This is a genomic window from Alteromonas gracilis, from assembly GCF_043642145.1.
GTDB classification, from domain to species: domain Bacteria; phylum Pseudomonadota; class Gammaproteobacteria; order Enterobacterales; family Alteromonadaceae; genus Alteromonas; species Alteromonas gracilis_B.
In genome coordinates, this window is the sequence record NZ_JBHZRZ010000003.1 from 181372 (window position 1) to 205726 (window position 24355).

19 protein-coding genes are annotated in these 24355 nt (G+C 43.8%); 12 read left to right on the forward strand and 7 right to left on the reverse strand.

Features of this window, described 5'->3' with window-relative positions; all coding sequences use genetic code 11:
* Positions 1 to 2: 2 nt before the first annotated feature.
* Positions 3 to 1085, reverse strand: a complete 1083-nt coding sequence (gene hutG / locus ACHUFN_RS07725) for a formimidoylglutamase (RefSeq protein ID WP_394221754.1) — start codon at positions 1083 to 1085, stop codon at positions 3 to 5.
* A complete protein-coding gene (gene hutI, locus ACHUFN_RS07730) occupies positions 1078 to 2436 on the reverse strand; it encodes an imidazolonepropionase (RefSeq protein ID WP_394221755.1) in 1359 nt (452 codons plus the stop codon). Before hutI ends, hutG begins: the two co-directional genes overlap by 8 nt.
* A 130-nt stretch (positions 2437 to 2566) precedes the next feature.
* On the opposite strand from hutI, the gene ACHUFN_RS07735 reads away from it, so the two are divergent.
* From ACHUFN_RS07735 to ACHUFN_RS07750, 4 genes are all read left to right on the forward strand, one after another.
* On the forward strand, positions 2567 to 3334 hold the full coding sequence (locus ACHUFN_RS07735) for a UTRA domain-containing protein (protein WP_394221757.1): 768 nt from the start codon (positions 2567 to 2569) through the stop codon (positions 3332 to 3334).
* A 64-nt stretch (positions 3335 to 3398) separates the two neighbouring features.
* Complete coding sequence (gene hutU, locus ACHUFN_RS07740; protein WP_394221758.1) at positions 3399 to 5126, forward strand: urocanate hydratase; 1728 nt, start codon at positions 3399 to 3401, stop codon at positions 5124 to 5126.
* Positions 5127 to 5128: 2 nt separating this feature from the next.
* A complete protein-coding gene (hutH, locus tag ACHUFN_RS07745; RefSeq protein ID WP_394221759.1) occupies positions 5129 to 6820 on the forward strand; it encodes a histidine ammonia-lyase in 1692 nt (563 codons plus the stop codon).
* 42 nt (positions 6821 to 6862) lie between these two features.
* The gene (locus ACHUFN_RS07750) at positions 6863 to 7375 is read left to right on the forward strand and encodes a CreA family protein (RefSeq protein ID WP_394221760.1); all 513 of its coding nucleotides are present in this window, start codon (positions 6863 to 6865) and stop codon (positions 7373 to 7375) included.
* A 105-nt stretch (positions 7376 to 7480) separates the two neighbouring features.
* Here the strand turns inward: ACHUFN_RS07750 and ACHUFN_RS07755 are convergent, their stop codons facing one another.
* Positions 7481 to 8248: a MipA/OmpV family protein gene (locus tag ACHUFN_RS07755; RefSeq protein ID WP_394221761.1), complete on the reverse strand. Its 768-nt coding sequence runs from the start codon at positions 8246 to 8248 to the stop codon at positions 7481 to 7483.
* Positions 8249 to 8573: 325 nt separating this feature from the next.
* Here ACHUFN_RS07755 and ACHUFN_RS07760 point away from each other — a divergent pair, with 325 nt between their 5' ends.
* The 3 genes from ACHUFN_RS07760 to ACHUFN_RS07770 are packed head-to-tail and all read left to right on the forward strand — an operon-like array spanning position 8574 to position 11523.
* Positions 8574 to 9446, forward strand: a complete 873-nt coding sequence (locus ACHUFN_RS07760; protein ID WP_394221762.1) for a glucosamine kinase nucleotide-binding domain-containing protein — start codon at positions 8574 to 8576, stop codon at positions 9444 to 9446.
* Entirely contained in the window at positions 9446 to 10588 is a 1143-nt protein-coding gene (gene nagA, locus ACHUFN_RS07765) for an N-acetylglucosamine-6-phosphate deacetylase (RefSeq protein WP_394221763.1), read from the forward strand. Before ACHUFN_RS07760 ends, nagA begins: the two co-directional genes overlap by 1 nt.
* A 47-nt stretch (positions 10589 to 10635) precedes the next feature.
* Entirely contained in the window at positions 10636 to 11523 is an 888-nt protein-coding gene (locus tag ACHUFN_RS07770; RefSeq protein ID WP_394221764.1) for a hypothetical protein, read from the forward strand.
* A gap of 232 nt (positions 11524 to 11755) precedes the next feature.
* Here the strand turns inward: ACHUFN_RS07770 and ACHUFN_RS07775 are convergent, their stop codons facing one another.
* Together ACHUFN_RS07775 and ACHUFN_RS07780 are read right to left on the reverse strand one after the other, a co-directional pair.
* Positions 11756 to 13348, reverse strand: coding sequence for an ABC-F family ATPase (locus ACHUFN_RS07775; RefSeq protein WP_394221766.1), 1593 nt, complete (start codon positions 13346 to 13348; stop codon positions 11756 to 11758).
* A gap of 99 nt (positions 13349 to 13447) precedes the next feature.
* Positions 13448 to 15130: a lipase family alpha/beta hydrolase gene (locus ACHUFN_RS07780; RefSeq protein WP_394221767.1), complete on the reverse strand. Its 1683-nt coding sequence runs from the start codon at positions 15128 to 15130 to the stop codon at positions 13448 to 13450.
* Between the two features lie 528 nt (positions 15131 to 15658).
* On the opposite strand from ACHUFN_RS07780, the gene ACHUFN_RS07785 reads away from it, so the two are divergent.
* The 4 genes from ACHUFN_RS07785 to ACHUFN_RS07800 all read left to right on the forward strand — a co-directional run bounded on the left by ACHUFN_RS07785 (position 15659) and on the right by ACHUFN_RS07800 (position 18674).
* On the forward strand, positions 15659 to 16039 hold the full coding sequence (locus ACHUFN_RS07785) for a PA2779 family protein (RefSeq protein WP_394221769.1): 381 nt from the start codon (positions 15659 to 15661) through the stop codon (positions 16037 to 16039).
* A gap of 4 nt (positions 16040 to 16043) precedes the next feature.
* Complete coding sequence (locus ACHUFN_RS07790) at positions 16044 to 16985, forward strand: PA2778 family cysteine peptidase (RefSeq protein ID WP_394221771.1); 942 nt, start codon at positions 16044 to 16046, stop codon at positions 16983 to 16985.
* Between the two features lie 87 nt (positions 16986 to 17072).
* Positions 17073 to 17480: a hypothetical protein gene (locus ACHUFN_RS07795; RefSeq protein ID WP_394221772.1), complete on the forward strand. Its 408-nt coding sequence runs from the start codon at positions 17073 to 17075 to the stop codon at positions 17478 to 17480.
* A 90-nt stretch (positions 17481 to 17570) separates the two neighbouring features.
* Positions 17571 to 18674, forward strand: a complete 1104-nt coding sequence (locus ACHUFN_RS07800; RefSeq protein WP_394222094.1) for a mechanosensitive ion channel family protein — start codon at positions 17571 to 17573, stop codon at positions 18672 to 18674.
* A gap of 131 nt (positions 18675 to 18805) precedes the next feature.
* Here ACHUFN_RS07800 and ACHUFN_RS07805 read toward each other — a convergent pair whose 3' ends face one another.
* Positions 18806 to 19384, reverse strand: a complete 579-nt coding sequence (locus ACHUFN_RS07805; protein ID WP_394221773.1) for a porin family protein — start codon at positions 19382 to 19384, stop codon at positions 18806 to 18808.
* 582 nt (positions 19385 to 19966) lie between these two features.
* Between ACHUFN_RS07805 and ACHUFN_RS07810 the strand changes: the two genes are divergently transcribed.
* On the forward strand, positions 19967 to 21985 hold the full coding sequence (locus ACHUFN_RS07810; RefSeq protein ID WP_394221774.1) for a methyl-accepting chemotaxis protein: 2019 nt from the start codon (positions 19967 to 19969) through the stop codon (positions 21983 to 21985).
* Positions 21986 to 22215: 230 nt separating this feature from the next.
* Here ACHUFN_RS07810 and ACHUFN_RS07815 read toward each other — a convergent pair whose 3' ends face one another.
* A complete protein-coding gene (locus tag ACHUFN_RS07815) occupies positions 22216 to 24279 on the reverse strand; it encodes a S9 family peptidase (RefSeq protein WP_394221776.1) in 2064 nt (687 codons plus the stop codon).
* Positions 24280 to 24355: the final 76 nt, after the last annotated feature.

Below are 24355 nucleotides of genomic sequence, written 5' to 3' on the forward strand. Positions count from 1 at the left end.
ATTTAAAAGTTGGCTTGAGAATTAATTGCATCTACTGTCTCAAAGAGGAGTCGTGCAGCAAGCTTGGCTGTGCGGCCGTCTATATCGAACTTAGGGTTCATTTCTGCAATATCACACAGTCGCCAGCGATAGCCAAAAGTCTGTTGATGCTGAGCTAAAAAGTGCAGAGTGTTGATGACCAGTGACGGTGATATGCCCAGTGCGCTTAGGGCGCTTACGCCGGGGGCGATAGCGGCTGGGAAAGCATCTAAACACACCGTAACGTACAGTTCATCAACTTCTTTTAGCATGGGCGAGAGCAGTTCATCTATTCTCTGCATACTCAGCGATTCGTCATTTAATGCAACATCGGTTAAATAACGGGTGTTAGACGCATGGGCAAAATTAAAGAGCGCAGATGTGTTTGCCGCTTTTGAAACGCCAATGCAGGCATAGTTAAAAGGGGTACGGTGAAGCTGGCAGTGTTCATAAACCTGACGAAATGGTGTGCCTGAACTAGTATTAGGCGCTGGCTTTCTTAAATCAAAATGTGCATCGAAGTTAATAATACCTACCCGCGCCTTGTCCAGTTTTCCATTAAAAAGCCCCAGATAGCTACCCCATGCAATCTCATGCCCGCCGCCAAGCCCAATAGTAAACCTGCTGTTTTGTTGAAGGGCATAGGTAAGCGCGTCGGCATACTGAGTTTGGGCGTGTCCCAAATTCTCACTAGCAGTAACATTGCCTAAATCAGCAAGATGGGTGGTGGGCCAATGCCAGGGTAAGTTCGCCAATGCGCTGCGAATGGCGTTAGGGCCTGCGGCAGCGCCAACGCGCCCTTTGTTGTGTTGTACGCCCACGTCACTTTCAAAACCCACAAGTGTAATGGTGTCTGCATTTAGTATTTCAGGTCTTTCTACTTGAGTATCGAGCCTTTTACTACCATTGCTTTTACTTCCATTTCCATCATTTTCGAATTTACCGCTAGCGCTTTGGGTTTCATCTAAAGCGTGAGAAGTAACATCTTCGGTTTGACTAATTTTTTGGTGCCAGCGCATGCCGTCGACGCCATCTTCACTGTCAACTCTACCTTGCCACTTAAACATGTTTGCCTTCCTTAAATACCGCAATGGGACGATGACCATTAATACAATAGGTAAGCTCAGCGGGGGTGTCGATATTCCACAGAGTCAGATCGGCCAGCTTTCCTGCTTCAATAATGCCACGGTCTTGTAAACCTAACGCAGTGGCCGCGTGTTCTGTTACGCCTCGTAACGCTTCTTCGGGCGTTAATTGAAATAGTACGCAGCCCATATTCACGGCGGTTAAAAGCGATGCTAAGGGTGAACTGCCTGGGTTGAAGTCGGTTGCGATAGCCATGGGGACGTTGTGCGCACGCAGCGCATCAATGGGTGGTTTTTGCACTTCGCTTAAATAGTAAAATGCGCCAGGTAATAGCACGGCTACTGTGCCGCTTTGCGCAATATAAGGAATATCACTGTCGGCCAAATACTCAATATGGTCAACCGACAATGCGCCGTACTTGGCGGCCAGCACGGCTCCTTTACTATCACTAAGCTGCTCAACATGTGCTTTCAACGGTAACCCGTGCTGATGCGCACAGGCGAATACACGCTCGGTTTGCGCTGGCGAAAAGCCTATGGTTTCACAAAACACGTCTACTGCATCGGCTAATTGCTGAGAAGCAACATAAGGCAACGCTTGATTGCAAACAAAGTCGATATAGCCATCGGCGTTATCGCTAAATTCATTGGGAATGGCATGAGCGCCCAAATAAGTAGTTTGAATAGAAATCGGCAAGTGTTGTTCAAGCGATTTAGCCACCTTTAGCATTCGCACTTCGGTTTCTATATCCAGTCCGTAGCCCGACTTTACTTCTAACGTGGTTACGCCTTCTTCACACAGCCGTGCTGCCCGCTGTATTGCTGTATTGCGCAACGTATCTTCATCTGATTGGCGCGTTTTTTCTACGGTGCCTTTAATTCCGCCGCCACGTTGTGCAATCTCTACATAACTGGCACCTTGCAAACGCAGTTCGAATTCTTCAGCACGGTTTCCGCCGTATACCAAGTGGGTATGACAGTCGATTAAACCGGGAAGAAGCCATGGGAGCTTAACAGGCTGGCCTGCATTTTGTGGAATAAGCGTTGTGCCATCTATAGCGATTGCGGCTTGGGCAATGGCGTTTTGAAACCGTCTTGAGTTTGGTTGCTCCAGTACCTCTGTGTGGCTCACTGCATCTGTATCGCCATGAACAGGGGGCGCAACCGGGCTATCGTTCGCGTTATCTTGTGGGTTGGTGCAAGGGATTAACGCCGCAATTTTTCCGTTTTTTATGGCGACTGCAGTGGCCGGCAATTCGCCGTAAGGCTTGCCATTGCGCTGCATCGACGCAATGCGCACGTTGTAAATAAGTGTATCGTACTGGTAGCTCATAACTCACCTTATTTGCCTTGACCATTATTATCTAACGTTGTCACTTTTGAGTGAGTGTACTTGTGCATACTTGTATATACAAGTATGCTGTTAGCATTATATTAACAATTTAGTTGTGAATTTGTACGTTATGCAACCTCGTTACAGGGTAATTAAATCAGCCATTTTAGATGCTATCGAAAATGGTGATATGAAGCCGGGCAGCCAAGTGCCTTCGGAAAACCAGCTTGCACAGCAGCACGGCGTTAGCCGCATGACTGCGCGGCGCGCGTTAAGTGAAATGGTGGACGAAGGCATACTGATGCGTAGCCAAGGCATTGGTACCTTTGTGTCAGACAGTCGTCCCATGAGTTCCATGCTAGAGATTAAAAGCATTCGCGATGAAATTGAGCAACGTGGGCATCGCTACACCAACGAAATATTACTGCTTGAAACCGCGCCAGCCAGTAGTGATATCGCTCACCGTTTAGCGGTAGATGAAGGCGAAACGGTTTTTCACAGCATTATTGTGCACTGCGAGAATAATTTGCCCGTGCAGTTTGAAGACCGATGGGTAAATCCAGCTTGGATCCACGACTACCTTGATAAAGACTTTAAAGCGCAAACCGCGAATTATTATCTCAATCAGGTCGCACCGCTGTCGCAGGCCGATCACAGTGTTGAAGCGGTGATTGTGGAAAAAGACATTGCACAAGCCCTGTTAATAAAGCCTAAAGAGCCATGCCTTAAAATTACCCGCCGCACGTTTTCTCGTGTACCCAGCGGTGGAGCAGGCGAGAGGAACAGTCACAAACCCAGCAGTACTAATCACAGAACTCAAAACAGCGCAGTAGTGAGTCATGCCGTGCTTTATCACCCCGGCAGCCGATACCGATTGGGCGGACACCTAGAATTCTAAAAAGTTAGCTAATAAAAAGAAAAACAATAATTTTGTCTTAATACACAAAGCCTAGGAGATGTTTATGAAACGCCTCGACCCTACAAGAGAAGTGCGTGCCCCACGAGGCAGTACGCTTAATGCAAAAAGCTGGCAAACCGAAGCCCCGCTTCGAATGCTAATGAACAACCTCGACCCAGAAGTGGCGGAGCACCCGCAAAACTTAGTGGTATACGGCGGCATTGGCAGGGCAGCGCGAGATTGGGCATCTTTCGATAAAATTGTTGAAGTGCTTAAGCGTCTAAACACCGATGAAACTTTACTGGTTCAATCTGGAAAACCAGTAGGTGTGTTTCCCACTCATGAAAACGCGCCGCGTGTACTTATCGCCAACTCTAACCTAGTGCCTCATTGGGCGAACTGGGAGCACTTCAACTCCTTAGATAAAGAAGGCTTAATGATGTATGGGCAAATGACGGCGGGGTCATGGATTTACATCGGCTCGCAGGGCATAGTTCAAGGCACTTATGAAACTTTCGTAAGCGTTGCGAAAACCCATTTTTCAGGAAATGCCGACGGCCGCTGGATTTTAACCGGCGGCTTAGGCGGCATGGGCGGTGCACAGCCCCTTGCTGCCACCATGGCGGGCTTTTCTATGGTAGCGGTGGAAGTAGATGAAACCCGAATCGATTTCAGAATTCGCACGGGGTATTTAGATAAAAAAGCACGCTCGTTATATGAAGCCATGGCGATGTTAAATGAGTCGAAGCAAGCCGGTAAGCCTGTGTCCATAGGGCTGCTGGGTAATGCCGCTGAAGTATTCCCCGCTATGCTAGAACAAGGGATTATACCCGATGTGGTGACTGATCAAACTAGCGCGCACGACCCGCTCAACGGCTATTTACCTGTTGGCTGGACGCTAGATCAAGCCGAGGCACAGCGCAAAAAAGATGAAGCCTATGTAATCAAAAGTGCGAAACAGTCAATGGCACTGCAAGTAAAAGCCATGTTAGGTTTCCAGCAAGCTGGCGCAGCAACGCTTGATTACGGCAATAACATTCGACAAATGGCTTTGGAAGAGGGCGTTGACCACGCCTTTGATTTTCCAGGGTTTGTACCCGCTTATATTCGTCCGCTTTTCTGCCAAGGAATAGGGCCATTTCGATGGGCTGCGCTCTCAGGCGACCCTGAAGACATTTACAAAACAGATGCAAAGGTTAAAGCACTCATTCCTGATAATCCACATCTGCACAATTGGCTGGATATGGCAAAAGAGCGCATTCAATTTCAAGGGTTGCCTGCGCGTATTTGTTGGGTTGGCCTAGGTGAACGGCAAAAGTTAGGGCTTGCATTTAACGAAATGGTGCGAACTGGCGAGTTAAGTGCGCCCGTGGTGATTGGGCGTGACCATTTGGATTCTGGCTCGGTGGCCTCTCCTAATCGCGAAACCGAAGCTATGCTCGATGGTTCAGATGCGGTATCAGATTGGCCGTTGCTTAATGCAATGCTAAACACGGCAGGTGGCGCAACCTGGGTAAGCCTTCATCACGGTGGGGGCGTGGGTATGGGCTTTAGCCAACACTCTGGTGTAGTGATTGTATGCGACGGCACCGACGAAGCTGCCGCGCGTATCGCTCGGGTGCTGCATAACGACCCTGCAACAGGGGTTATGCGTCACGCAGATGCTGGCTACAGCATTGCAAAAGACTGTGCCGCCAAGCACGGCCTAGACTTGCCAATGGCAGATAACCAAGAAAACCAAGATAAAGATACTAATCTAAACTCAACCTCAAACGTTAGCGGAGGGAAATGATCATGCCTAATTCATCATCGTTTCCACCTTCGTCTTCTTCAAGCTCAAAAGCCGAGGCTTCAACTCAAAACCGAATAGGGGCAAAGGAGCAGTCTGTAATTACCGAACGCGACGGCGTTAAACATTTAAACCTTGTTCCCGGTACGCTAACCCTTGCTCAACTTAGGGAAGTGCATCGAAACCCTGTGCATTTAACGCTAGATAACAGCGCACTGCCTGCTATTCATGCAGCAGAGCAGGTAGTATTAAATGTGATTAAAGAACATCGCACGGTGTATGGCATCAACACGGGGTTTGGCTTGTTGGCGAATACCCGCATTAACGTGGATGAACTAGAGCTATTGCAGCGCAGTATTGTGCTATCACACGCCGCAGGTACGGGTGCCTTTATGCAGGAAGACACCGTGCGTTTGCTCATGCTGTTAAAAATAAACTCACTGGCGCGGGGCTTTTCTGGTATTCGACTTAGCGTAATTAATGCGCTTATTAAGCTGTTCAATGCCAACGTTTACCCCGCCATTCCAGAAAAAGGTTCGGTGGGTGCCAGTGGTGATTTAGCACCGTTGGCGCATATGAGTGTTGTATTGTTAGGAGAGGGCGAGGCCTTTCATAACGGAAATAGAATAAGCGCGACTAAAGCCCTTGAAATAGCGGGTTTATCACCTATCGCGCTTGCGCCTAAAGAAGGCTTGGCACTGCTAAATGGCACGCAGGCATCAACCGCATTTGCACTACAGGGCTTGTTTTATACCGAAAATGCACTGCATAGCGCCATTGGCATTGGCGCATTAACTGTAGAGGCGGCGTTAGGCTCTCGCGTTCCCTTTGATGCACGTATTCACGAAGTGCGCGGCCATAAAAGTCAATGCGATGTTGCCGAAGCATTTAGAACGCTTTTAGCCACATCAGAGATTGGTAATTCTCATCAGCGCTGCGAAAAAGTACAAGATCCATACTCTTTGCGTTGTCAGCCGCAAGTGATGGGCGCAAGCTTACAGCAAATGCGCTTCGCCCAAGATATTTTAGTGGTTGAAGCAAACGGCGTAAGCGACAACCCACTGGTCTTTGTTGATACTGATGCAGTAAGCAATCAAACGCATGATGGCGAATTCGCCCTAGAAAGTGTCTCAGGTGATATTTTGTCTGGCGGTAACTTTCACGCTGAAACCGTTGCAATGGCGGCCGACATGTTAGCCATAGCGCTGTCTGAAATTGGAGCGCTGTCTGAACGCAGAATGTCGCTGATGATTGATACACATTTAAGTGGGTTGCCACCCTTTCTTGTTGAAAATGGCGGCGTAAACTCCGGTTTTATGATTGCTCAGGTAACTTGTGCAGCCTTGGCCAGCGAGAACAAAACCTTGGCGCACCCAGCATCTATTGATTCTTTGCCCACATCGGCAAACCAAGAAGATCACGTGTCTATGGCCACGTTTGCGGCGCGTAGGCTTCGAGACATTTTTGATAATGTAGCGGGGATTTTGGCCATAGAATGGTTAGCCGCGTGCCAAGGGTTAGACTTTAGAAAGCCTTTAACGACCAGTGATAGGCTACAAACGTTAGTGAGCTTATTAAGAGAACAGGTGCCCTTTTATGATAAGGATCGTTACTTTGCCCCCGACATTGAATTGGCAAAACAGTTGATTACACAGCATCATTTAATGGATAGTACCCAGCTAAACCTGTTAGGCTAAAACGAAGCGTTAATGGGGTAACTAACTTTATCAGGTGGTGACATGAAAGCACGCGCACGTTGTAATAAACAATTCAGCAATAAGCTTTTTGCTAAAGGAACAGCAGTGGGCCTACTCGCGGCCTCTTTATTCGGTATTACCGGGTGTAGCGACAGTGAAGTGGGCGATGTTTCCCTTGGGCTTTTTACCACGAAAGACATCAAGATTGACGCACTACAAGACCCAATCGTGACAGGCGTTACCTGTCATATCTCTAGTATTGAAGCAAACCTAGACTTGTCTGACCCATCAGACAGCTCTATTGCGTGTAGGCAAACTGGCCCAATTACGGCTGAAATGCTAGCGGAAATTGATACGTCAGATTCAGGCGAAGTCATTTTCAAGAAGTCGAAAAGTGTGTTTTTTAAAAACATGAAGCTTAGAAGAATTTACGACGCTGAGTCTAAAACTCTGATCTATTTGTCTTACAGCACCAAAGAAACTTCGGGCAGCTACAAGCACAGCTTGTCTACCGTGCCGCTGTGGGAAACACTGGCGTTTAAAAATCCGGTGTAGTGTAGCCGTGGCCTCGATCGCTAACCGCGTTTAACTTTATAAAAATGCCCTTTTTTAAAGGGCATTTCTTTACGTTTTTTAAAAACGTTTCCGAGAAGTGCCAGCCTAGAAAAGGCGTGTATACACCAACATTGCACTTAATGCCGTGTCGTCATCGGTAAGCGGGCTGTCGCTGATGCTGTCGTCAAAGAAAGTCGCGCCAAATTCTAATCGGGTGATACCACCCAAAAATTGACGAGTAGACACCGCAACACGCACTTCTGTATTCACGGCGCTGCTTCCTTCATACGCACTGCGAAATTCAGTGGTTTCTTCAGGGCGAACGCCGTAGTAATAGTCAACATAGTTGCTGTCTTGATAATTCACGCCGACCGATGGTTCAATCATAAATTTATCGACTCTGAACTGCTTACCAATTCGTGCAGACGCTTGAAAACCATCGAATTTACCTAAAATGTCGGCGTTGGTAGAAAGTGAATATATCCAACTGCCCGTATTGTAATTAAGTCCAATGCCGGCGGCATAGCTGAAGTCTCTATCTTCCATGCCGGAAAAAACAATGCTGTCATCTTCCTCGTAACCTGCGAAAACAGGCACTAGCTGAGCATCAAGGGTAAAGCCACTTTCTTGGAATAATTCATAGCTAACGAAAGGCCCGTATACTCTTAACTTTTCGCCGGCATAACCAATAATGGGAATAGGCACAATACGATTGTCAAAATCGATATACACATCTTGTGCTGCCACTACGCCAAAGCCCCACATCCAACCCTGTGGCTGCTGTGCGCCTGACGGTTGCTGCGCGAATACTGAGCTTGAAAACAAAAGTGCAGAAGCCAAGCATGAAGCGCCTAGCAGTTTTGGTAAGTTCATAGCATATTTCCTTTTTAATCAAGATACTGCCAACGTTCTAGCTTCGATCATATTCACATGCTTTTTTATCATTGCGTTAGGTCTTTTATGTAACTTAACGTAACGTAACGGCTTTCGCGTTCCCCATTACCTTTAGTGACCTGCACTCCTTATTCTGGGGCTGCGTTGTTACAGCAACATTTAATGCTTCAATAAAAGCTCGATTTACCACCTTATAGACTCGCAAAGCGAATAAACAACAAAGCAAGTTCTTCTGCTAATGGTGTGTGGTAAAGTGTTAAATCATACGTTTTACACGTTGTTACGATTAAAAAGCAGGTCCTTTGTGAGTTATAAATATGTAGTGGGCATTGATGGTGGTGGCACTCGTTGCCGAGCGTTGTTGCAAGACATTGACGGAAATCAATTGGGGCAGGGTGTTGCAGGGCCTGCTAATGTGATGACAAATCCACAGCAAGCGTGGGACTCGGTGATAAATGCTACACTAAGCGCTATAGAAAATGCCGCACAGCCTATACAGCTTGAAAACGTTTTGTTAGCCGCTGGATTGGCAGGCGCCAATATTGCTCAGGCGAAGCAATCTTTCTTATCAATCAACAATCCCTTCGCTCATTCTGTTGTTATCAGCGACTTGCACGCCGCGTGTTTAGGAGCCCATAACGTTAAGCCGGGCGCGCTTATTATCGTTGGCACAGGTTCTGCCGCCACTTGTTACGATAATAAAGGATTTACTGATAAAGGAGGCTATGGCTTTAAGGTAGGCGATGACGCCAGCGGAGCTTGGCTAGGATTGTGTGCAATTCGGCATGTGTTACGCGCTTTTGATGGCGTGGAACCTGAAAGTGAATTAAAGCATATTATTTGTCAGCAATTAGATGTTACCACTGCCCACCAACTGGTTACCTTAACGGCAAACTACCAAGCATCAGACTTTGGCGATATTGCGCCTTTGGTTGTAAAGGCTTTTGAAAATCAGTGCGGCGCAGCCATAGCCATAGTGAATCGTGGTGTCAGCTACCTAAACCAACTAGGTGATGCTTTACTAAAGCAATCGCCTTCATTGCCAGTTTGTTTGGTAGGCGGCTTAGCTAAGGTTTACGCCCCTTTGCTTGCGCCAGCTATTTCGTCTTCTTTGGTACAGCCACATCAAAGTGCAGAGCATGGCGCTATTAGCTTTGCAAAAAGAGTACATAGTTAATGATAAACTCTATTACTGTTGAACGTGTTCTAACGCCGAAAGGTTGGTCTACCAACCAAACGATTACGTGTGAACACGGGAAAATATGCAGTATTGCCGACGCCACCGCTAGCGAATTAGAAAATGTTAGCCAAGGCAAGTTAATACCTGGCTATTTTGATACTCAGGTTAACGGTGGTGGTGGCGTACTGTTTAATCACGCGCCATCACCGGCAGTGCTTGAAACCATGGCGCTTGCTCATCTTCGATTTGGCACTACTTCTATGTTGCCAACTATAATCACCGACAACGCCCAAACCATGGCACAGGCGGCAGATGCTATTGCCGAAGTCGCGGCCGCGGGCCCTGAATGCATTAAAGCGCTTATTAAAGGTATTCACTTCGAAGGGCCTTTTCTTAGTAAGGCTAAAAAAGGCGTGCACGATGAAGGCTTTATTAGAACGCCTTCAGACGTTGAACTTTCAACGCTATGCCGTAAAGACTTAGGTAAAGTTTTACTTACTGTTGCACCAGAAACCGTAAGCACATCGTTTATTCAAGAAATGGTAGCAGAGGGTGTTGTGGTGGCTATCGGACATACCAATGCAAGTTACGAACAAGTTCAAGCTGCAATTGATGCAGGCGCTACAGGTTTTACACACTTGTATAACGCAATGTCTGCGTTAACTTCTCGTGAGCCTGGCGCCGTGGGTGCAGCGCTACTTAACGAAACGGTGTACTGTGGTTTTATTGTCGATCACCATCACTTACACCCCAAAAGTGCTGAACTTGCATTAAACATAAAAGGGTCTCAGCGTGCCATGTTAGTAACCGATGCCATGGCGCATGTGGGTAGCGATATGGAGCGTCTTTCTTTTTTCAATACTGAAATAGTAAGGCGTGGCGATAAGCTAACAACACCGGATGGAAAAACGTTGGCAGGTTCGTGTTTAGATATGCACAGTGCAGTTCTAAATACTTACAACGATTGTGCTATTCCTTTTGAGAGCGTGAGCAGAATGGCAAGCATAACGCCTGCGCGTTTTATGGGGTTAGATAGCGATATTGGTAGTATAGCTGAAGGTAAATACGCGGATTTCTTGCTGCTGAATTCAGCTAACGAGCTTACTCATGTTTTCAGTAATATGAGAATGGTCTTTTAGGGTTAAATTTAGTATTAACGTAAATAGCTTTGAAATAAGGAAGTGTTATGAAGTTTGTTACAAAGTTAAGTGTGTTTTTTGCCTTATTAACGCTTACATCAGGCTGTGCAACGCAAAGAAGTATGGACTCAGCAACAAACGTTCCCTCAAGTGCTGACAGTAAAGAATCCACATTACCAGCTAGCGAAAGCAGTACAGACAGTGAAACTCTTGCTACTAAAAACGAGCAGACGCAGGAAAAAAGTAGCGTTAAAGATGCCCCACTACTAAAACAGAAAGTGGGCGTGCTTATTACTGCTAAGAATTTCCCAACCCACACGCATATCGGCACCACTAAGTTTAATAACTTTACTAAAGAGTACAGCTACAACTGGCAGCTTTCCGACAAACTATTTAGCACGTTCAAAAGCACAATAGAGCAAAATAGCCGTTTCGAAGCTGTAGATATTTCATCTATTGTAAAAGCACCCGATTCGTTGGACTTCGTGAAAGGTAAAGACGGTAACTGGACTTTCAATACAAACCAAGAAGCACTTAGAAAGGCATTAATAGACAATGGCATAGCCACTATCATTGTAGTGACAGAAGCCCCCACTGTCGCTATGACAGAGTGTGGTACCTACGGATGTTTGGACCATAAAAGCAAAGGCTTTGGCTTGTTTACACGAAGCTTCATGGGCACAGACCACTATATTGCATCGGCAAGTTTCGATATTAATATTGAAAGCCTAAACGAGCCTGTAGAAATCTCTGCACTTCCCGTGTTTAAAGAGTTTCAAGACGATGAGCTAAAAAACGCACGCATTGAAGATTTTACGCCACCGGATAATTTTGACGAGGTGAGCGAACAGGAATTATTACCCATTAAAAATACGATTGTGAGCTACTTTGAGCGACTAGCGACGACGTTAGCTGCTTATCTTTCAAGGCAATAGCGCCAGTGTTTTAGACTTCTGTGACGCCAAGTGCGTAAACTTAGCGTTTACACCTGGATATTAAAACCAAGCATTGAGCTAATGCAATGCGTTAACGCTAACTGCAAAAACACGTAAAAACTCTCAAAACATCGCAGCAACGAAAACGAAAAAGGGCACGTTTCAGTGCCCTTTTGCTTTGAATGCTTATACACATCTAAAACGATGTGCGTGACCGATTAAAGAGCTTTGTTTAAGCGCTTTCTTTGTGCGCCAAAAACTCTTCGTAGTTTCCGTCGAAATGGTTCAGCTTCTTGTCTTTAATTTCGATGATTTGCGTAGCAAGTGACGACACAAATTCACGATCGTGACTAACAAAAATAACCGTGCCGTCGAATTTATACAGCGCGTTGTTCAAGGCTTCAATCGACTCCATGTCCATATGGTTAGTGGGTTCGTCCATCACCAATACGTTAATATCTTGAAGCATAAGCTTGCCGAACAACAGACGGTTTTTCTCACCACCAGAACACACTTGAACGCGCTTATTAAAGTCGTCAGACGAAAACAATAAGCGGCCTAGCATGCCTTTAATTTGAAGATCATCATGTTTAGGGCTGCGCCATTGGCTCATCCACTCAAACATAGTGAAATCTTCAGCAAAGTATTTGGCGTTGTCTTGGGGAATGTAACCAATTGCGGCGTTTTCCGCCCACTTGTAGCTACCAGCCGTTGGCTCAATGTCATTAACCAAACACTTTAACAGCGTTGTTTTGCCTGCACCGTTTTCACCAATGATGGCCAAACGTTGGCCTGCTTCTAATAGCAAGTTCGCGTTATCAAACAGCGGAAGGTCTGGGTAGCTATGCCCTAGCTCTTCAAGGGTTATAGCAAGACGGTGAAGTTTCTTATGTTGTTTAAACACAATATAAGGCTTTCGACGGCTTGACGCTTTAACTTCAGCCAGTTCAATTTTCTCGAGGCGACGGGCGCGTGATGTAGCTTGTTTTGCTTTCGATGCGTTGGCAGAGAAACGGGCCACGAAGCTCTGTAGCTCTTCAATCTCAGCAGACTTCTTCGCATTTTCTGCGTGAAGTTGCTCTTGAACTAGCATAGCGGCTTGAATGTAATCGTCGTAGTTACCCGGGTACACACGAAGCTCACCGTAATCAATATCGGCCATGTGCGTACATACAGAGTTTAGGAAGTGTCTGTCGTGCGAAATAATTAGCATGGTCGACTTACGTTTATTCAGCTCTTCAGCTAACCAACTGATGGTGTAAATGTCCAAGTTGTTGGTTGGTTCGTCTAAAAGCAGAATATCTGGCTCAGCAAATAACGCCTGTGCTAAAAGCACACGTACTTTTTTACCTGGCGCCACTTCTTTCATCAAACCAAAATGGTAGCTTTCGTCAATGCCTGCCGAGTTAAGGATATCGCCAGCGCGGGCTTCAGCGGTGTAACCGTCCATTTCAGCAAACTGCGTTTCTAAGTCTGCTACGCGCATGCCATCTTCTTCGCTCATCTCAGCTTTGCTGTAAATGGCATCACGCTCTTGTTTCACTTCCCATAGTTCACGGTCGCCCATAATTACGGTGTCGACAACGCTGAATTCCTCAAATGCGAACTGATCCTGACTCAAGATACCTAACTTTGTGCCTGGCGCCATAGAAACGTTGCCCGACGACGGCGTTAGTTTACCGCTTAGAATTTTCATAAAGGTAGACTTGCCACAACCGTTTGCGCCAATTAGGCCATATCGGTTGCCGTTGCCGAATTTTGCGGAAATATTTTCAAATAATGGCTTAGAGCCAAACTGCATTGTGATATTTGCGGTGGTAATCAAAACAGGTATCCAGGGGTAAAACGATGAGAAGAGATAGTAGTGAAAGCGGTCGTCACTTCACTAATATATAAAAGCGCGCGCACTATAAGGAATTGAGGGCTACATGTCGAGGGAATTTTGAACAGTTTTTGCGCTTACACGCTTTTGCTTAAGTTTACTAAGAATAAACGAGATAGCTTCAGGGCTTTTGAATGAATTATGGGCCGAGTTAACAATAATGGTGTCTTGTGCATGTTGCATAAAGGCGCTGTCGTAGCTAACGACTGAGTCTGAAATAGTCGAGCAAGATAAGGGGGAGTCACAAGAAAGTGCATTCGTAGAACCAATAATAGAAAAACTATTCCCTGCTACCGGAATTTCGGCTAGCGCAGACATAAGCGGGTGGTTAGGGCGCAGCACTTGTACGCTGTCGGGGCCGTAGTTTTGAAGAAATGGAAGCATTGCTACAGTAAGCTTGTTTACCCCGACTTTATCGATGAAGTTTTTAAAAAGGGCCTTAAAGTTAAAGGGGAGGGTAATGAGAGATGAGCCTAGCATACCAATAAAACTGTTTGCTACGTCTGACCCTCTATGAGGCGTGTCTAAGAAAAATACCGTGTTGTTTTCATAGACAGGCTGGAAGATAAAAACGTCGCGAAGTAGGTTATCGTCATCGCTTAACAGGGCTTCAGGTTCAGCTGTGAAAGTAGCATTCCACAACGCATTTCCCGAGTTAGAAGCAACGAGCTTCGCTATAACGCCGCCCATGCTATGACCGACAATAACCGCATCGGATGTGTTGTTATCAGGGCGTTTTACTCGCTCTTTTAATTCAGACAATAAGTGCCTAACACGCATGGCATTATAAAAAGGCGGCGGCCCAGATGGATAGTACACGTGCCAAACTTGATATTGTTGAGCAAGAGCCTCGTTGTTAAAAATGGCCATGGTAAGGTGGCGCCAAATGAGCGGGTCTGAGTTTAATCCATGAATCATTACAATGGGCGTTTTCTCAGACGAGAGTGCGCCAATACTAAAAATGCCCATTCTATTTTCTGCTACCTCTGCATTGGTAAATCCCAGCCAGCTGAAGTTGTGAATGTCAGCATTTTGCAATAGCAATAAGTAGGCAGCAGCCATTGAATGTCTTAACGCGTAGCTATTGTTTTTAATGGCAATTTGCGTTGGTGAAACAATCTTTGTTGCCTTTAAGGTGATGTGCACTCTAAGGCCGCTAAGTTCGATAGCTTCGACAAAAAGCGAATACGGTGAATATATGCCTTCAAGCGGATAGTTTGCATCAATGTTCTGGCCTTGCGGTGTGGCGTTGTTTGTACGTGATACCGATGCACTGCCAAGTTGTCCAAATACATTGGGAGACAGTCGAGGGTCTATCGCTTCTATCTCTGAAACCAGAGTAAGCTCCTCAGGCCCAACGTAATTCACTTTTACCAGATTGTCAGAAGCATTACGCAGTCGAAATAGTTGCTCTGTTAGTTGGTTGTATTCCTTAAATCCTAAATTTCGCTGGTTATCCGTGAGGTCTTCTCGGCCTAATAGGGCCACAACACAATGCAAAGTAAGAGCAAGATCAAGGGCGGTTGTGCGTTCATATGACGCGCAGCGTGAAGCTAATTGAGTACTTGAATAATGATTGAGCTCGGGCAAATAGCCGTATCCATAGGCGCTTTCTAACAAAAGCGGCTTTTCGAGTTTGCGCATGAAGTTGTTCGTACTGCATGCGTTTAGCCCCGCTGCAATAAGAATGAATACCCAATATTTTGCTACAAGCTTAATGCCCATTTTATTAGGTCACTGTTATAAAGATGTAGTTTGATAATGGTTGTTATAGCTTTTTTTTAGTAGAAATTGCACCTTTTTATAGCATACAACTCGCACTATTCTTGCGATGAAAGTTGTTCTTACAGGCGAATACACTTTAAACCCGTGTAGAAGACAAAAAGCGCAACAGTTAATTGTTAAACGCAAAATGAGCATGTCGGCCACGTAAATAATTCCAGTTAAATGGAAAACATTACTTACCGCTGCGCTTTAGCAATCAATGAGAATTAATGTAGAACGCTAATTTCTGTTTTGCTGTTAAGTGCTAAGTTGCTATTTTTTATTAGGAAATTGCGTGGTTTTATTGGTTTTAAGTTGCCACTTATCGCATGGCCTTAAGTTTGCTTGTTTATGAAATTGAATAGTAAAAACAAACCGCAGTACACATTTTGTGTCTGCAAGGCCAGTGCAAAATTTTATGTATAGTTTCTGCTTTTATTAAGCTTGAGACCAAAGAATAAAACTTTGCATTACAACGAGGGAAATATCATGAAGTTTATGAAAACCATTGCGATTAGTTGCTTTTCTGCAACGGTACTAATGTCTGGAAGTGTTCATGCAGAAGCGATTAGTTCCGATACCGTAATGCAAACTCAGGCTGCCCAATACAACAAACAGCAGCTTATTAGCATGGTTAACCGCGCAGATGTGCAAAGTAAATTGGTTAGTTTAGGTGTTGATAGCGAACAAGCAATCGCCAGAATAAATGCAATGACCGATAGCGAAATAGCACAGCTGAACGATGAAATTAATCAGGCGCCGGCAGGTGGTATTGTGGGCGCTGTGCTTACCGTTCTTGCTGTAATTGCAATTTTAGATTTGGCAGGAGTCACCGACGTTTACCCATTCATTCGCCCAATAAGTAACTAACAGAATGACGTTTTACTTAAAAAAAGCCTGCCTTTTAGCAGGCTTTTCTCTTTTGCTTGTGCTTTCAGGTTGTCAGTCAACACCGCAAGCCGACCAGTTACGACAGCAAGGTTTAAGTCAATTACCTGAGTCTCATTCAATTAGTTCAGTACCGTTTTTTCCACAGGAGCAATTTTACTGTGGGCCAACTACGCTCTCTGAAGTGTTTGGCTATTATGGTGTGAACGCCTCTCCAGAAGATATTGCACCAAAGCTCTTTATTCCTGGCAAAGAAGGTAGCCTTCAACTTGAAATGGTTAGCGCTGCACGACAGTATGGTTTTTTGCCATACACAGAGCGTGGAACGCTGTCATCAATTATAGAGTTAGTCAAAGACGATGTTCCGGTTATTGTTTTTCAAAACTTATCTATTCAACTTTTACCCCAATGGCACTATGCCGTGGTTATTGGTTTTAACAGCGAAAAAGGAACATTAACCCTTCACACTGGCCTAACACCAAATCATGAAATGTCGTTGGAGTTGTTCGAAAGAACGTGGGGCAGAGCTAACTATTGGTATTTAGCTGCCGTGCCGCCAAAAGTGACTTCATCCGAAATGACGCCTTATACCTATGTAAGCGCTGCTTACGACATGTTAAAGGTTGCCGACAAAAACCAAGCATTGGCTTTTCTAGAAACCGCAACGCAAATGTGGCCGTCTTATTGGTTGAGTTATTTTCTCATTGCTAACTACTATCTTGAAAACCCAGACCTTAAGCGCAGTAGTGGCTTGGCTGTAAGGTGGTTTGAAAAAGGGTTGGAGGCAGGAAAAAATCAACAGGCTTATGTTCATAATTACGTTGTGGCGTTACGTAAAAATAACATGGGTACTAAGGCAAACTTCGTCCTTAAACAGGGTATTGAAACGTTCCCCAATAGTGAAGCATTGCTAGCCTTAGTAGAGTGAGTAAAAAAACTTAAATATAAGACATGCTCGCCATTGAGGTACTTAATCGTCTACTATTTACTTAAGATTAAGTTAAATATATAGATTATGCCGAAAAGCCAAAGTACTTCGACGTTAAGTTATAAAGACGGAATTATAACGAGTAAGTTACACGGTGTTTTTAATGAAAGCAGCGCTGAAGAATACAGAGAAAAGCTTTTCAAGCTAGTGATTAGCTTGAATCAGAAACCTTTTGCTTTGATAGCGGATATTGCTCATGTGGAAGGTGCCACACCGGCTGCCTTCGATACACTAAAATGCATTATAAAACGCTTGCCAGAAATGGGGTTGTTAGCAAAAGCATACGTTTACAAAGGGCCTGTTATTAGAGGCATCATGTTTCAAAGGATCCCTGAACTTAAACACATGGATTACTTGTTTTTCACCGACATAAACGAAGCAACAACATGGCTAATGCAGGAATACGAAAAAAAGCTGAGTTCTCTTTCTGATTAAATAAGTGGTGTATCTTTTGCGTATGTAAGCTTTGAACTAAAGCCGTTTCTTGTAAATATCAAAGCAGGAGCACAGCAAACCTTGAACTTCATGGACTTAATGGATGATCAGCAGGCAGTTGCAATAGCTGGATTAGTTGGCGCTGTTATTGTGCTTTTTGTAGTAAAACGACTTATTTTGGTGCGTTTAAAAGCAAAGGCTCGCTCGGAAAGCAGCAGTATGTCTGACATTTATCGCGTTCTTGTGCTGTCGTTAAATGCGCCTTTCAACTTGCTCATAGTGGTTATCTTTCTGCTTTTAGTCAAAAGCATTGTTTCAGTGTTCCAAATCGATGATGAAGGGGCTATAAACGCGCTCGCTGTTACCATTGAAGCCGGATTGATAATTACCCTGTTTCTTTTCTTCGAACGATTCGTGACTCACTCGCTGACACGGTATCGCGATCAGTCGACTTTGGTAAAAAATACCAGTGCTATTGCCGGCGGAGCCGTAAGAGCCGTATTCGCTGTTTTAGCAATTTTAATTATTTTAAGCACAATGGGGGTTTCAGTTACACCTATTGTCGCTTCGCTGGGGATCACATCGCTAGCGGTTGCTTTAGCGCTTCAGCCCACGCTAGAAAACTTCTTTTCGGGTATTCAACTAGTTATGGATAAACCAATTCGCATAGGCGATTTCATTGAACTAGATTCAGGAGAACAAGGCTTTGTTGAAAAAATAGGGTGGCGCTCTACATGGGTAAGAATGCTGCCGAATAACATTGTGATAATGCCTAACAGCAAGTTGTCTAACTCTAAGCTTATCAACTATTACTATCCAGAACGCGAGCTGTCAGTGCCTGTTGACGTTGGTGTTCACTATAGCTCCGATTTAGAACATGTCGAAAAAGTATGTCTAGACGTTGCAAATACCATTCTAGAGCAGCATGAATATGGCGTTAAAACGTATCAACCTTTTGTGATCTTTCACACGTTTGACAATTCCAGTATTAATTTAACGGTTATGCTTAGAACGCGGGAATACTTCAACCGATTCTTTATAAAAAGCGCCTTTATTAAAATGTTGAAGAAGCGTTTTGATGAAGAGGGGATTGTTATTCCGTTCCCAATCACTGCACTAAACGTAGAACAAGAGGGAGCGATAACGGCGTTGCATAAAGCGCAGAACTCAGAGGCGCCACAAAGCATTAAGTAACACGCTAATTATTGGTGTTACGCTTTATAAATTTAATTGCAACAAGATAGCGCAATTCACTATTAGTGAAACAACAAAAGCCACGTTAAGTGACGTGGCTTATGTTTATTAGTTGTAATAGCTAAGCAAGTTTAGAAAGTGTATCTGGCTGACACACCTAATAAATCCACATCATCGGCGATAACGTAGGTAGCACCGAACGAGAATTGAGGGGTAAAGAAGTAATCTGCGCCAATTTCAAAGGCAGTTTCATCTTCCTCAATATCGATGTAGCGAATAGCACCACGTAGCTCAAACTGTTCAGTTAACATAGAGCGAATACCCGCGGTAACTCCAAAGCCATTGTCGTCGGCTTCAGCAGAGGCAGAGCCAGCATCAAGATTAGCATCTACGTACTCGTATGTTACTTCACCAAAAAAGTCTGTGGTGGCCGTTAAACCATAGCGGTAACCAATACCCGCAGATACATAATCCAAATCAATATCCACACCGCTTTCGTCTTCACTTAGCTGACCGTAGCGACCCGTTAAATACACGTTTTCGTTTAGTGATTTAAAGCCTTGAATCTGAAAACCTGAAGGCTCGAAGTCGCCCGCGTCTTCAATATCCGCTTGCACGTAACCAGCTTTAACGAAGTCATAAGAAGGCGATGCAGCGAATGCATTAAGAGAAAGTGCGCCCAAGATGCTGGCGAGAATAATACGTTTCATTGTTTCAAATATCCTTTTAATAATAACTACTTCCAACCATTTGGAAGCCTTTCTTATATGGGTGGGAAATTAAAAAATAAAATGGGTAATGAAATAATTATTTAGGGTACTCAGATGGCATCATGCATCTCAAATAAGCTACAGGCTCTATTTATACTCACTCGTCGCGGAGTTTTTTATATAGAATTTTTAAATTTTTATGCGCTGATGACGTCGCCTGTTCATAGAAAATATTTCTTTAAGTTAAAAATGAAAAATGGCGAAGCGCAGCCAATAGTTTTAATTAAAGCGCTTTGTTGTTTGTTCCAAATTAACAGCCATTACTAAAATGAAAAAGGAAAATATTCGTAAACTTGTTGGCGCAACGTCGAGGGTTTGCGAAATGCTGTATCCATTATCTAGTTAAAATTGCAAAGTTAAATTCAAACAGCCTAACTTTACAATTTTTAAACTAATGACCATAATTTTTGTGTGTTTTTTAACCATTAAAGTTCGTCGCATGCTGGCTTTTTAAGCGAGAGCTCTTGCGTTTTTGTCGCAAGCTTTTGTTTTAAAATTAAAAAGTATTGATAAGGGAATTAAATGTCTATTCACGATGCCTCCACCTTGCAAAAACTACCCATCAGATACAAATTTTCTCTTATGTTGGCTCCACCGATAATCTTAATGATTGTTCTAGGGTTTATGAACTTGGCATCATATAAATCCATCATGGATGATTCATTTGAGGTAGAGCAATTAATTGAGCTCACCGCGAGCGGCAGCGCGCTTGTGCATGAGCTTCAAAAAGAGCGCGGGACCAGCGCAGGATACGTTAATTCGATGGGGGATCAATTTGCATCGCAATTAGGCCAACAGCGACAAGATACAGATGAAAAGTATACGCTGTGGTTAAATCAATTAGATGTATTTGAATCTAATTATCCTGACACAGAAATACTAGAAACGTTAAAGAAAGCTAGAAGTGAATTGAGTGGTTTGGGCGCAATTAGGAATCGGGTTTCGCGCTTAGATATCAGTGTCGCTGAGACTGTCGCTTATTACTCAGAGATAAACGCATTATTTATAGAGTCTGTCATGGATATGGCGCGAGCTTCTCAAGATGCAGAGATTACGACCTATCTGATGAGCTTTTATAACTATTTGTCATCGAAAGAACGCGCGGGTGTAGAGCGTGCGGTTTTAAGCGCAACGTTTGCAGCAGATAAGTTTAGTGAAGGAGGGTTTAAACGTTTTGTTTCATTGGTAACGGAACAAAACGCATTTATGGGAAGCTTTTTAAGTTCAGCATCTCAAGAGCAAAAAAACTATTATCAAAACGCAATGAGAGACAGCTCGGTAGAGAGAGTAAATAACTTCAGAGCAATTGCAGATAAAAACTTTCAAAGTGGCAATTTTGGGGTTTCGGCTACAGAGTGGTTCAGCGCTTCTACTGGGCGCATTAATAAACTTAAGCAAGTGGAAGACAAATTAGTTGAAGACATACTTGCACTAGCAAAAACAAAAAATAATGCGGCATCAACGGCATTTTATAGTTTGCTGATTGCCATATTAGCTGTGTTTTCGCTTATGTTAGTTATTCTGGTGAAGGTATACCAGCATATCAGTGCGCAAGTGAATGCTATTATTTATTCAATGAAGAAAATATCTAGAGACAATGATTTAACCATCACTGTAAATAAGGTGACATATGATGAATTGGGAAATGTTGCCGACTCCATCAATCAAATGCTTTCTCACTTCTCTAGCGCATTGCGGAATATCTCTTCGTCAAGTGAGCAATTAGCCAGCTCTTCAGAAGAGACAGCTCAAGTTTTAGAAGAAAACCGCAGGACAACACGCGAACAAACGAAGCAGTCGGAGCAAGTTGCGACAGCATCAGAAGAAATGTCTATGACGGTGCAAGATGTGGCTAAAAACACCACCGAAGCGGCAGACTCTGCGAAGAAAGTGAACGAAACGGCTATAAAAGCAGGCGAAGTGGTTAAATCGAGTACCCAAGGTATTATGCAATTGTCCAATGAAGTGGGCGTTATTGGGGAAGTTATTGCGAAACTTCACGAGAACAGTGCAGCGATTACCAATGTTGTAGAGGTAATAAAGGCAATTGCCGAGCAGACGAACTTACTTGCTCTGAATGCTGCAATTGAGGCTGCTCGTGCAGGTGAACAAGGCAGAGGTTTTGCGGTTGTCGCAGATGAGGTTAGAACGCTTGCTATGCGCACACAAGACTCGACATCAGAAATAGAAAACATTGTTAGTCAGTTTACCATTTCAACCGAAGAGGCCTTTGTTGCTATTAAGAAAGGTTCAGAAAGTGCTAACGCAGTAGTTGTTGAAGCACAGGAAGTTGAACAGGTATTAACTGAGATAGTTAATGACGTTGGTGGAATTCACGAAATGTTAGAGTTAATTGCGGCAGCAGTTACGCAGCAATCTGCTGCCACCGAGGAAATAAATAGATCTATCGTTAACATAAGTACTGGAGTAAATCAGTCGGCTGAAAACGCCAATCAAATTCAAATTGTTGGACAAGAGCAAGCGCGTTTAGCTGAGTCTTTGAAAGAACTAGCAAGTAGATTTCAGATTGCTGCAGCTTAAGTGACGATAAAGTGTACTAGGTCAGACTTGAACTGTCAGTTACGACTAAGTAAATTAGTCAGCTCTGTTGGTCGCTTCTGTGCCATTTTGAGTTACTCACCTATTGACCCAAGAACAATTTATGTTCAACCAAACACAGTTGGTTTAATGAAAGTTAATACTATCCAAACACGATTATCTAAATGAAAAGCTAGCTTGACCTAGCTTTTCATCAAGATAATTGCTACGCATTATAATCTTGTTGTATCAACAACTAAGGTTTTAAGGTGTTGGCTAACTTCTTCGGAGGCATTTTCATATTCTCTTCCACCTAAATGTTCAGCAAAGAAACGTTCCATTTTCAGCAAAAATGCTTGGTTATTGATACGTTTGCTAAACCCATGACCTTCATCCTTAGCAAGAATGTACTCAACGTTTAAACCCTTACTCTGCATTTTTTTAGCAATTTGGTCAGACTCTTTTTGAGTTACTCTAGGGTCATTGGCACCTTGTACTAGTAGTAAAGGCGTTTTAATGTTGTCAACAAAGTTGATTGGCGAACGCGCTTGCATCTTTTCTACATCTTCGGCAATTAAAGGGTCGCCAACCGCAGTGTACCAATTGCCTAGGTAAGGTCTGTAATAATCTGGGAATGAGTTCATTAACGTTACTAAACTTGACGGCCCAACAAAAGAAATCGAAGCTTGGTATAGATCAGGTGTAAAAGTGATGCCAGCAAGCGCAGCATAGCCACCATAAGAACCACCCATAATTCCTAGTCGATTTTTGTCAGCAATGCCTTGTGCAACCAAGTAATTTGCACCATCAGTCAAGTCATGTTGCATATAGCCTGTGCCCCAATTTTGGTTACCAAGGTTATAGAAGGTTTCGCCAAACCCAGTTGATGCTCTGAAATTTGGTTGTAACACGGCGTAGCCGCGATTTGCTAAAAGTTGAGCTACACGATTGAAATAAGCTGAACTTAAGGTCCAGTGATCCCTCACCCATGGACCGCCATGAGGTAATATAATCGCGGGTAAATGCTTCTGTTTGCCTTGAGGCAGCGTTAAATAAGCTTGAATAGTAAGTCCGTCACGAGCTTGATAAGTAATTGACTCTCGTTTAGCCAGATATTCTGCTTTAAGTGCAGGGTCTTTTTGCAACATCAATTTAAGCGACTTGGTATTTTCGTTGTAAAAATAGATGCTACCGACATCGACATCACTGGCTACCGAGACCAACCATTTACCGGATTTCTTATCGCGTTGCAGCATATCTATTTCCACTTGTGCGTCGAACTGGTTGCGGATGTGTTGCCAATGCTGCTCTAACTCTTTGTCAAAGAAATAGTTCTCTTTGTAACCATAGTAGTAGCTGACCATTGAGAGTTTACCGTCATCATCGAACTTCGTGTCATATACATCAGAGCGAGCGTTCGGATCTTGGTGCATTAATTTTTGCTCACCGCTGCCTAGATTCACAGACAATAGACTTAAAGTATCTAACTCTCCCAAGCTGCTAGATAAGTAGACTGAGTCTACTTCTTCTTGGTATTCAATGAGTTCTATTTTCTCGCCAATTTGTGTTTCTAAAACTACCTCCCAGTTTCCGTTGGTTTTACTGTACAAGGCATAAGAACCATCTCCTAAACCTCCAACACCAACTACAATTTCACCTTGCTTATTCTCTAAAAAAGTATGAAAACCAAATTTGTTGACCAAGCTTGGTGTCAGTTCTTTAGTGTTCAAATTCAGTTGATAAACGTCGATACGTGCAGGATCATCATGATTCGCCGCAAAACTCAAAAGCTCAGGCTGTTCATCACTTTGGCCTATGAACATGTAATTACTATCGTCTTTATGGGTAAGTCGAGTTGTGCTTTTGACAGTGAGTTTGTGCTCAACCACTGTGCGAATTTGGTATATCTGTTGATTTTCATTGCCGCCAACATCTTGGCTGTAAAACAGGTTTAAATTCTCGCTGTCCCACGAAAAACTATCGATAGGCTCGTCTAGCTGAGTAAGTGGATAAGCATCTTCTATGCTGCCAGAAACTGGCATAACAAAGATATTGTTAATACCGTTATGGCTTTGCAGCCAAGCCAGCCAATTTGAGTCTGCGGAGAGCTGTACGTCACTGATGCGACTTTCATTGAAGAAAGTAGAGATAGGCAACAAAGGAGCTATCTTTTCCTGAGACTGGCTTTGTGATGCAAGTTCACTTGCCGAGTTATATTTTTCAGTATTTGAACTGCAAGCAGTAATCCCTAGACCGACCGCAGCTAAGGTAAATAAAACGCTTAATTTAGTATTCAATTTTAGTACTCCTTTAAAAACTTGAATCAAACTATCACAATAAAAAATTATCGTAAAACAATAATTACTATCTTTT

Bases quoted from the DNA above. Each gene is read 5' to 3' on its own strand.
- hutU (WP_394221758.1), top strand. From the start codon at position 3,399: ATGAAACGCCTCGACCCTACAAGAGAAGTGCGTGCCCCACGAGGCAGT.
- hutH (WP_394221759.1), top strand. From the start codon at position 5,129: ATGCCTAATTCATCATCGTTTCCACCTTCGTCTTCTTCAAGCTCAAAA.
- ACHUFN_RS07755 (WP_394221761.1), bottom strand. From the start codon at position 8,248: ATGAACTTACCAAAACTGCTAGGCGCTTCATGCTTGGCTTCTGCACTT.
- hutI (WP_394221755.1), bottom strand. From the start codon at position 2,436: ATGAGCTACCAGTACGATACACTTATTTACAACGTGCGCATTGCGTCG.
- ACHUFN_RS07810 (WP_394221774.1), top strand. From the start codon at position 19,967: ATGTCTATTCACGATGCCTCCACCTTGCAAAAACTACCCATCAGATAC.
- ACHUFN_RS07795 (WP_394221772.1), top strand. From the start codon at position 17,073: ATGCCGAAAAGCCAAAGTACTTCGACGTTAAGTTATAAAGACGGAATT.
- nagA (WP_394221763.1), top strand. From the start codon at position 9,446: ATGATAAACTCTATTACTGTTGAACGTGTTCTAACGCCGAAAGGTTGG.
- ACHUFN_RS07750 (WP_394221760.1), top strand. From the start codon at position 6,863: ATGAAAGCACGCGCACGTTGTAATAAACAATTCAGCAATAAGCTTTTT.
- ACHUFN_RS07790 (WP_394221771.1), top strand. From the start codon at position 16,044: ATGACGTTTTACTTAAAAAAAGCCTGCCTTTTAGCAGGCTTTTCTCTT.
- ACHUFN_RS07735 (WP_394221757.1), top strand. From the start codon at position 2,567: ATGCAACCTCGTTACAGGGTAATTAAATCAGCCATTTTAGATGCTATC.
- hutG (WP_394221754.1), bottom strand. From the start codon at position 1,085: ATGTTTAAGTGGCAAGGTAGAGTTGACAGTGAAGATGGCGTCGACGGC.
- ACHUFN_RS07805 (WP_394221773.1), bottom strand. From the start codon at position 19,384: ATGAAACGTATTATTCTCGCCAGCATCTTGGGCGCACTTTCTCTTAAT.
- ACHUFN_RS07770 (WP_394221764.1), top strand. From the start codon at position 10,636: ATGAAGTTTGTTACAAAGTTAAGTGTGTTTTTTGCCTTATTAACGCTT.
- ACHUFN_RS07800 (WP_394222094.1), top strand. From the start codon at position 17,571: ATGGACTTAATGGATGATCAGCAGGCAGTTGCAATAGCTGGATTAGTT.
- ACHUFN_RS07780 (WP_394221767.1), bottom strand. From the start codon at position 15,130: ATGGGCATTAAGCTTGTAGCAAAATATTGGGTATTCATTCTTATTGCA.
- ACHUFN_RS07785 (WP_394221769.1), top strand. From the start codon at position 15,659: ATGAAGTTTATGAAAACCATTGCGATTAGTTGCTTTTCTGCAACGGTA.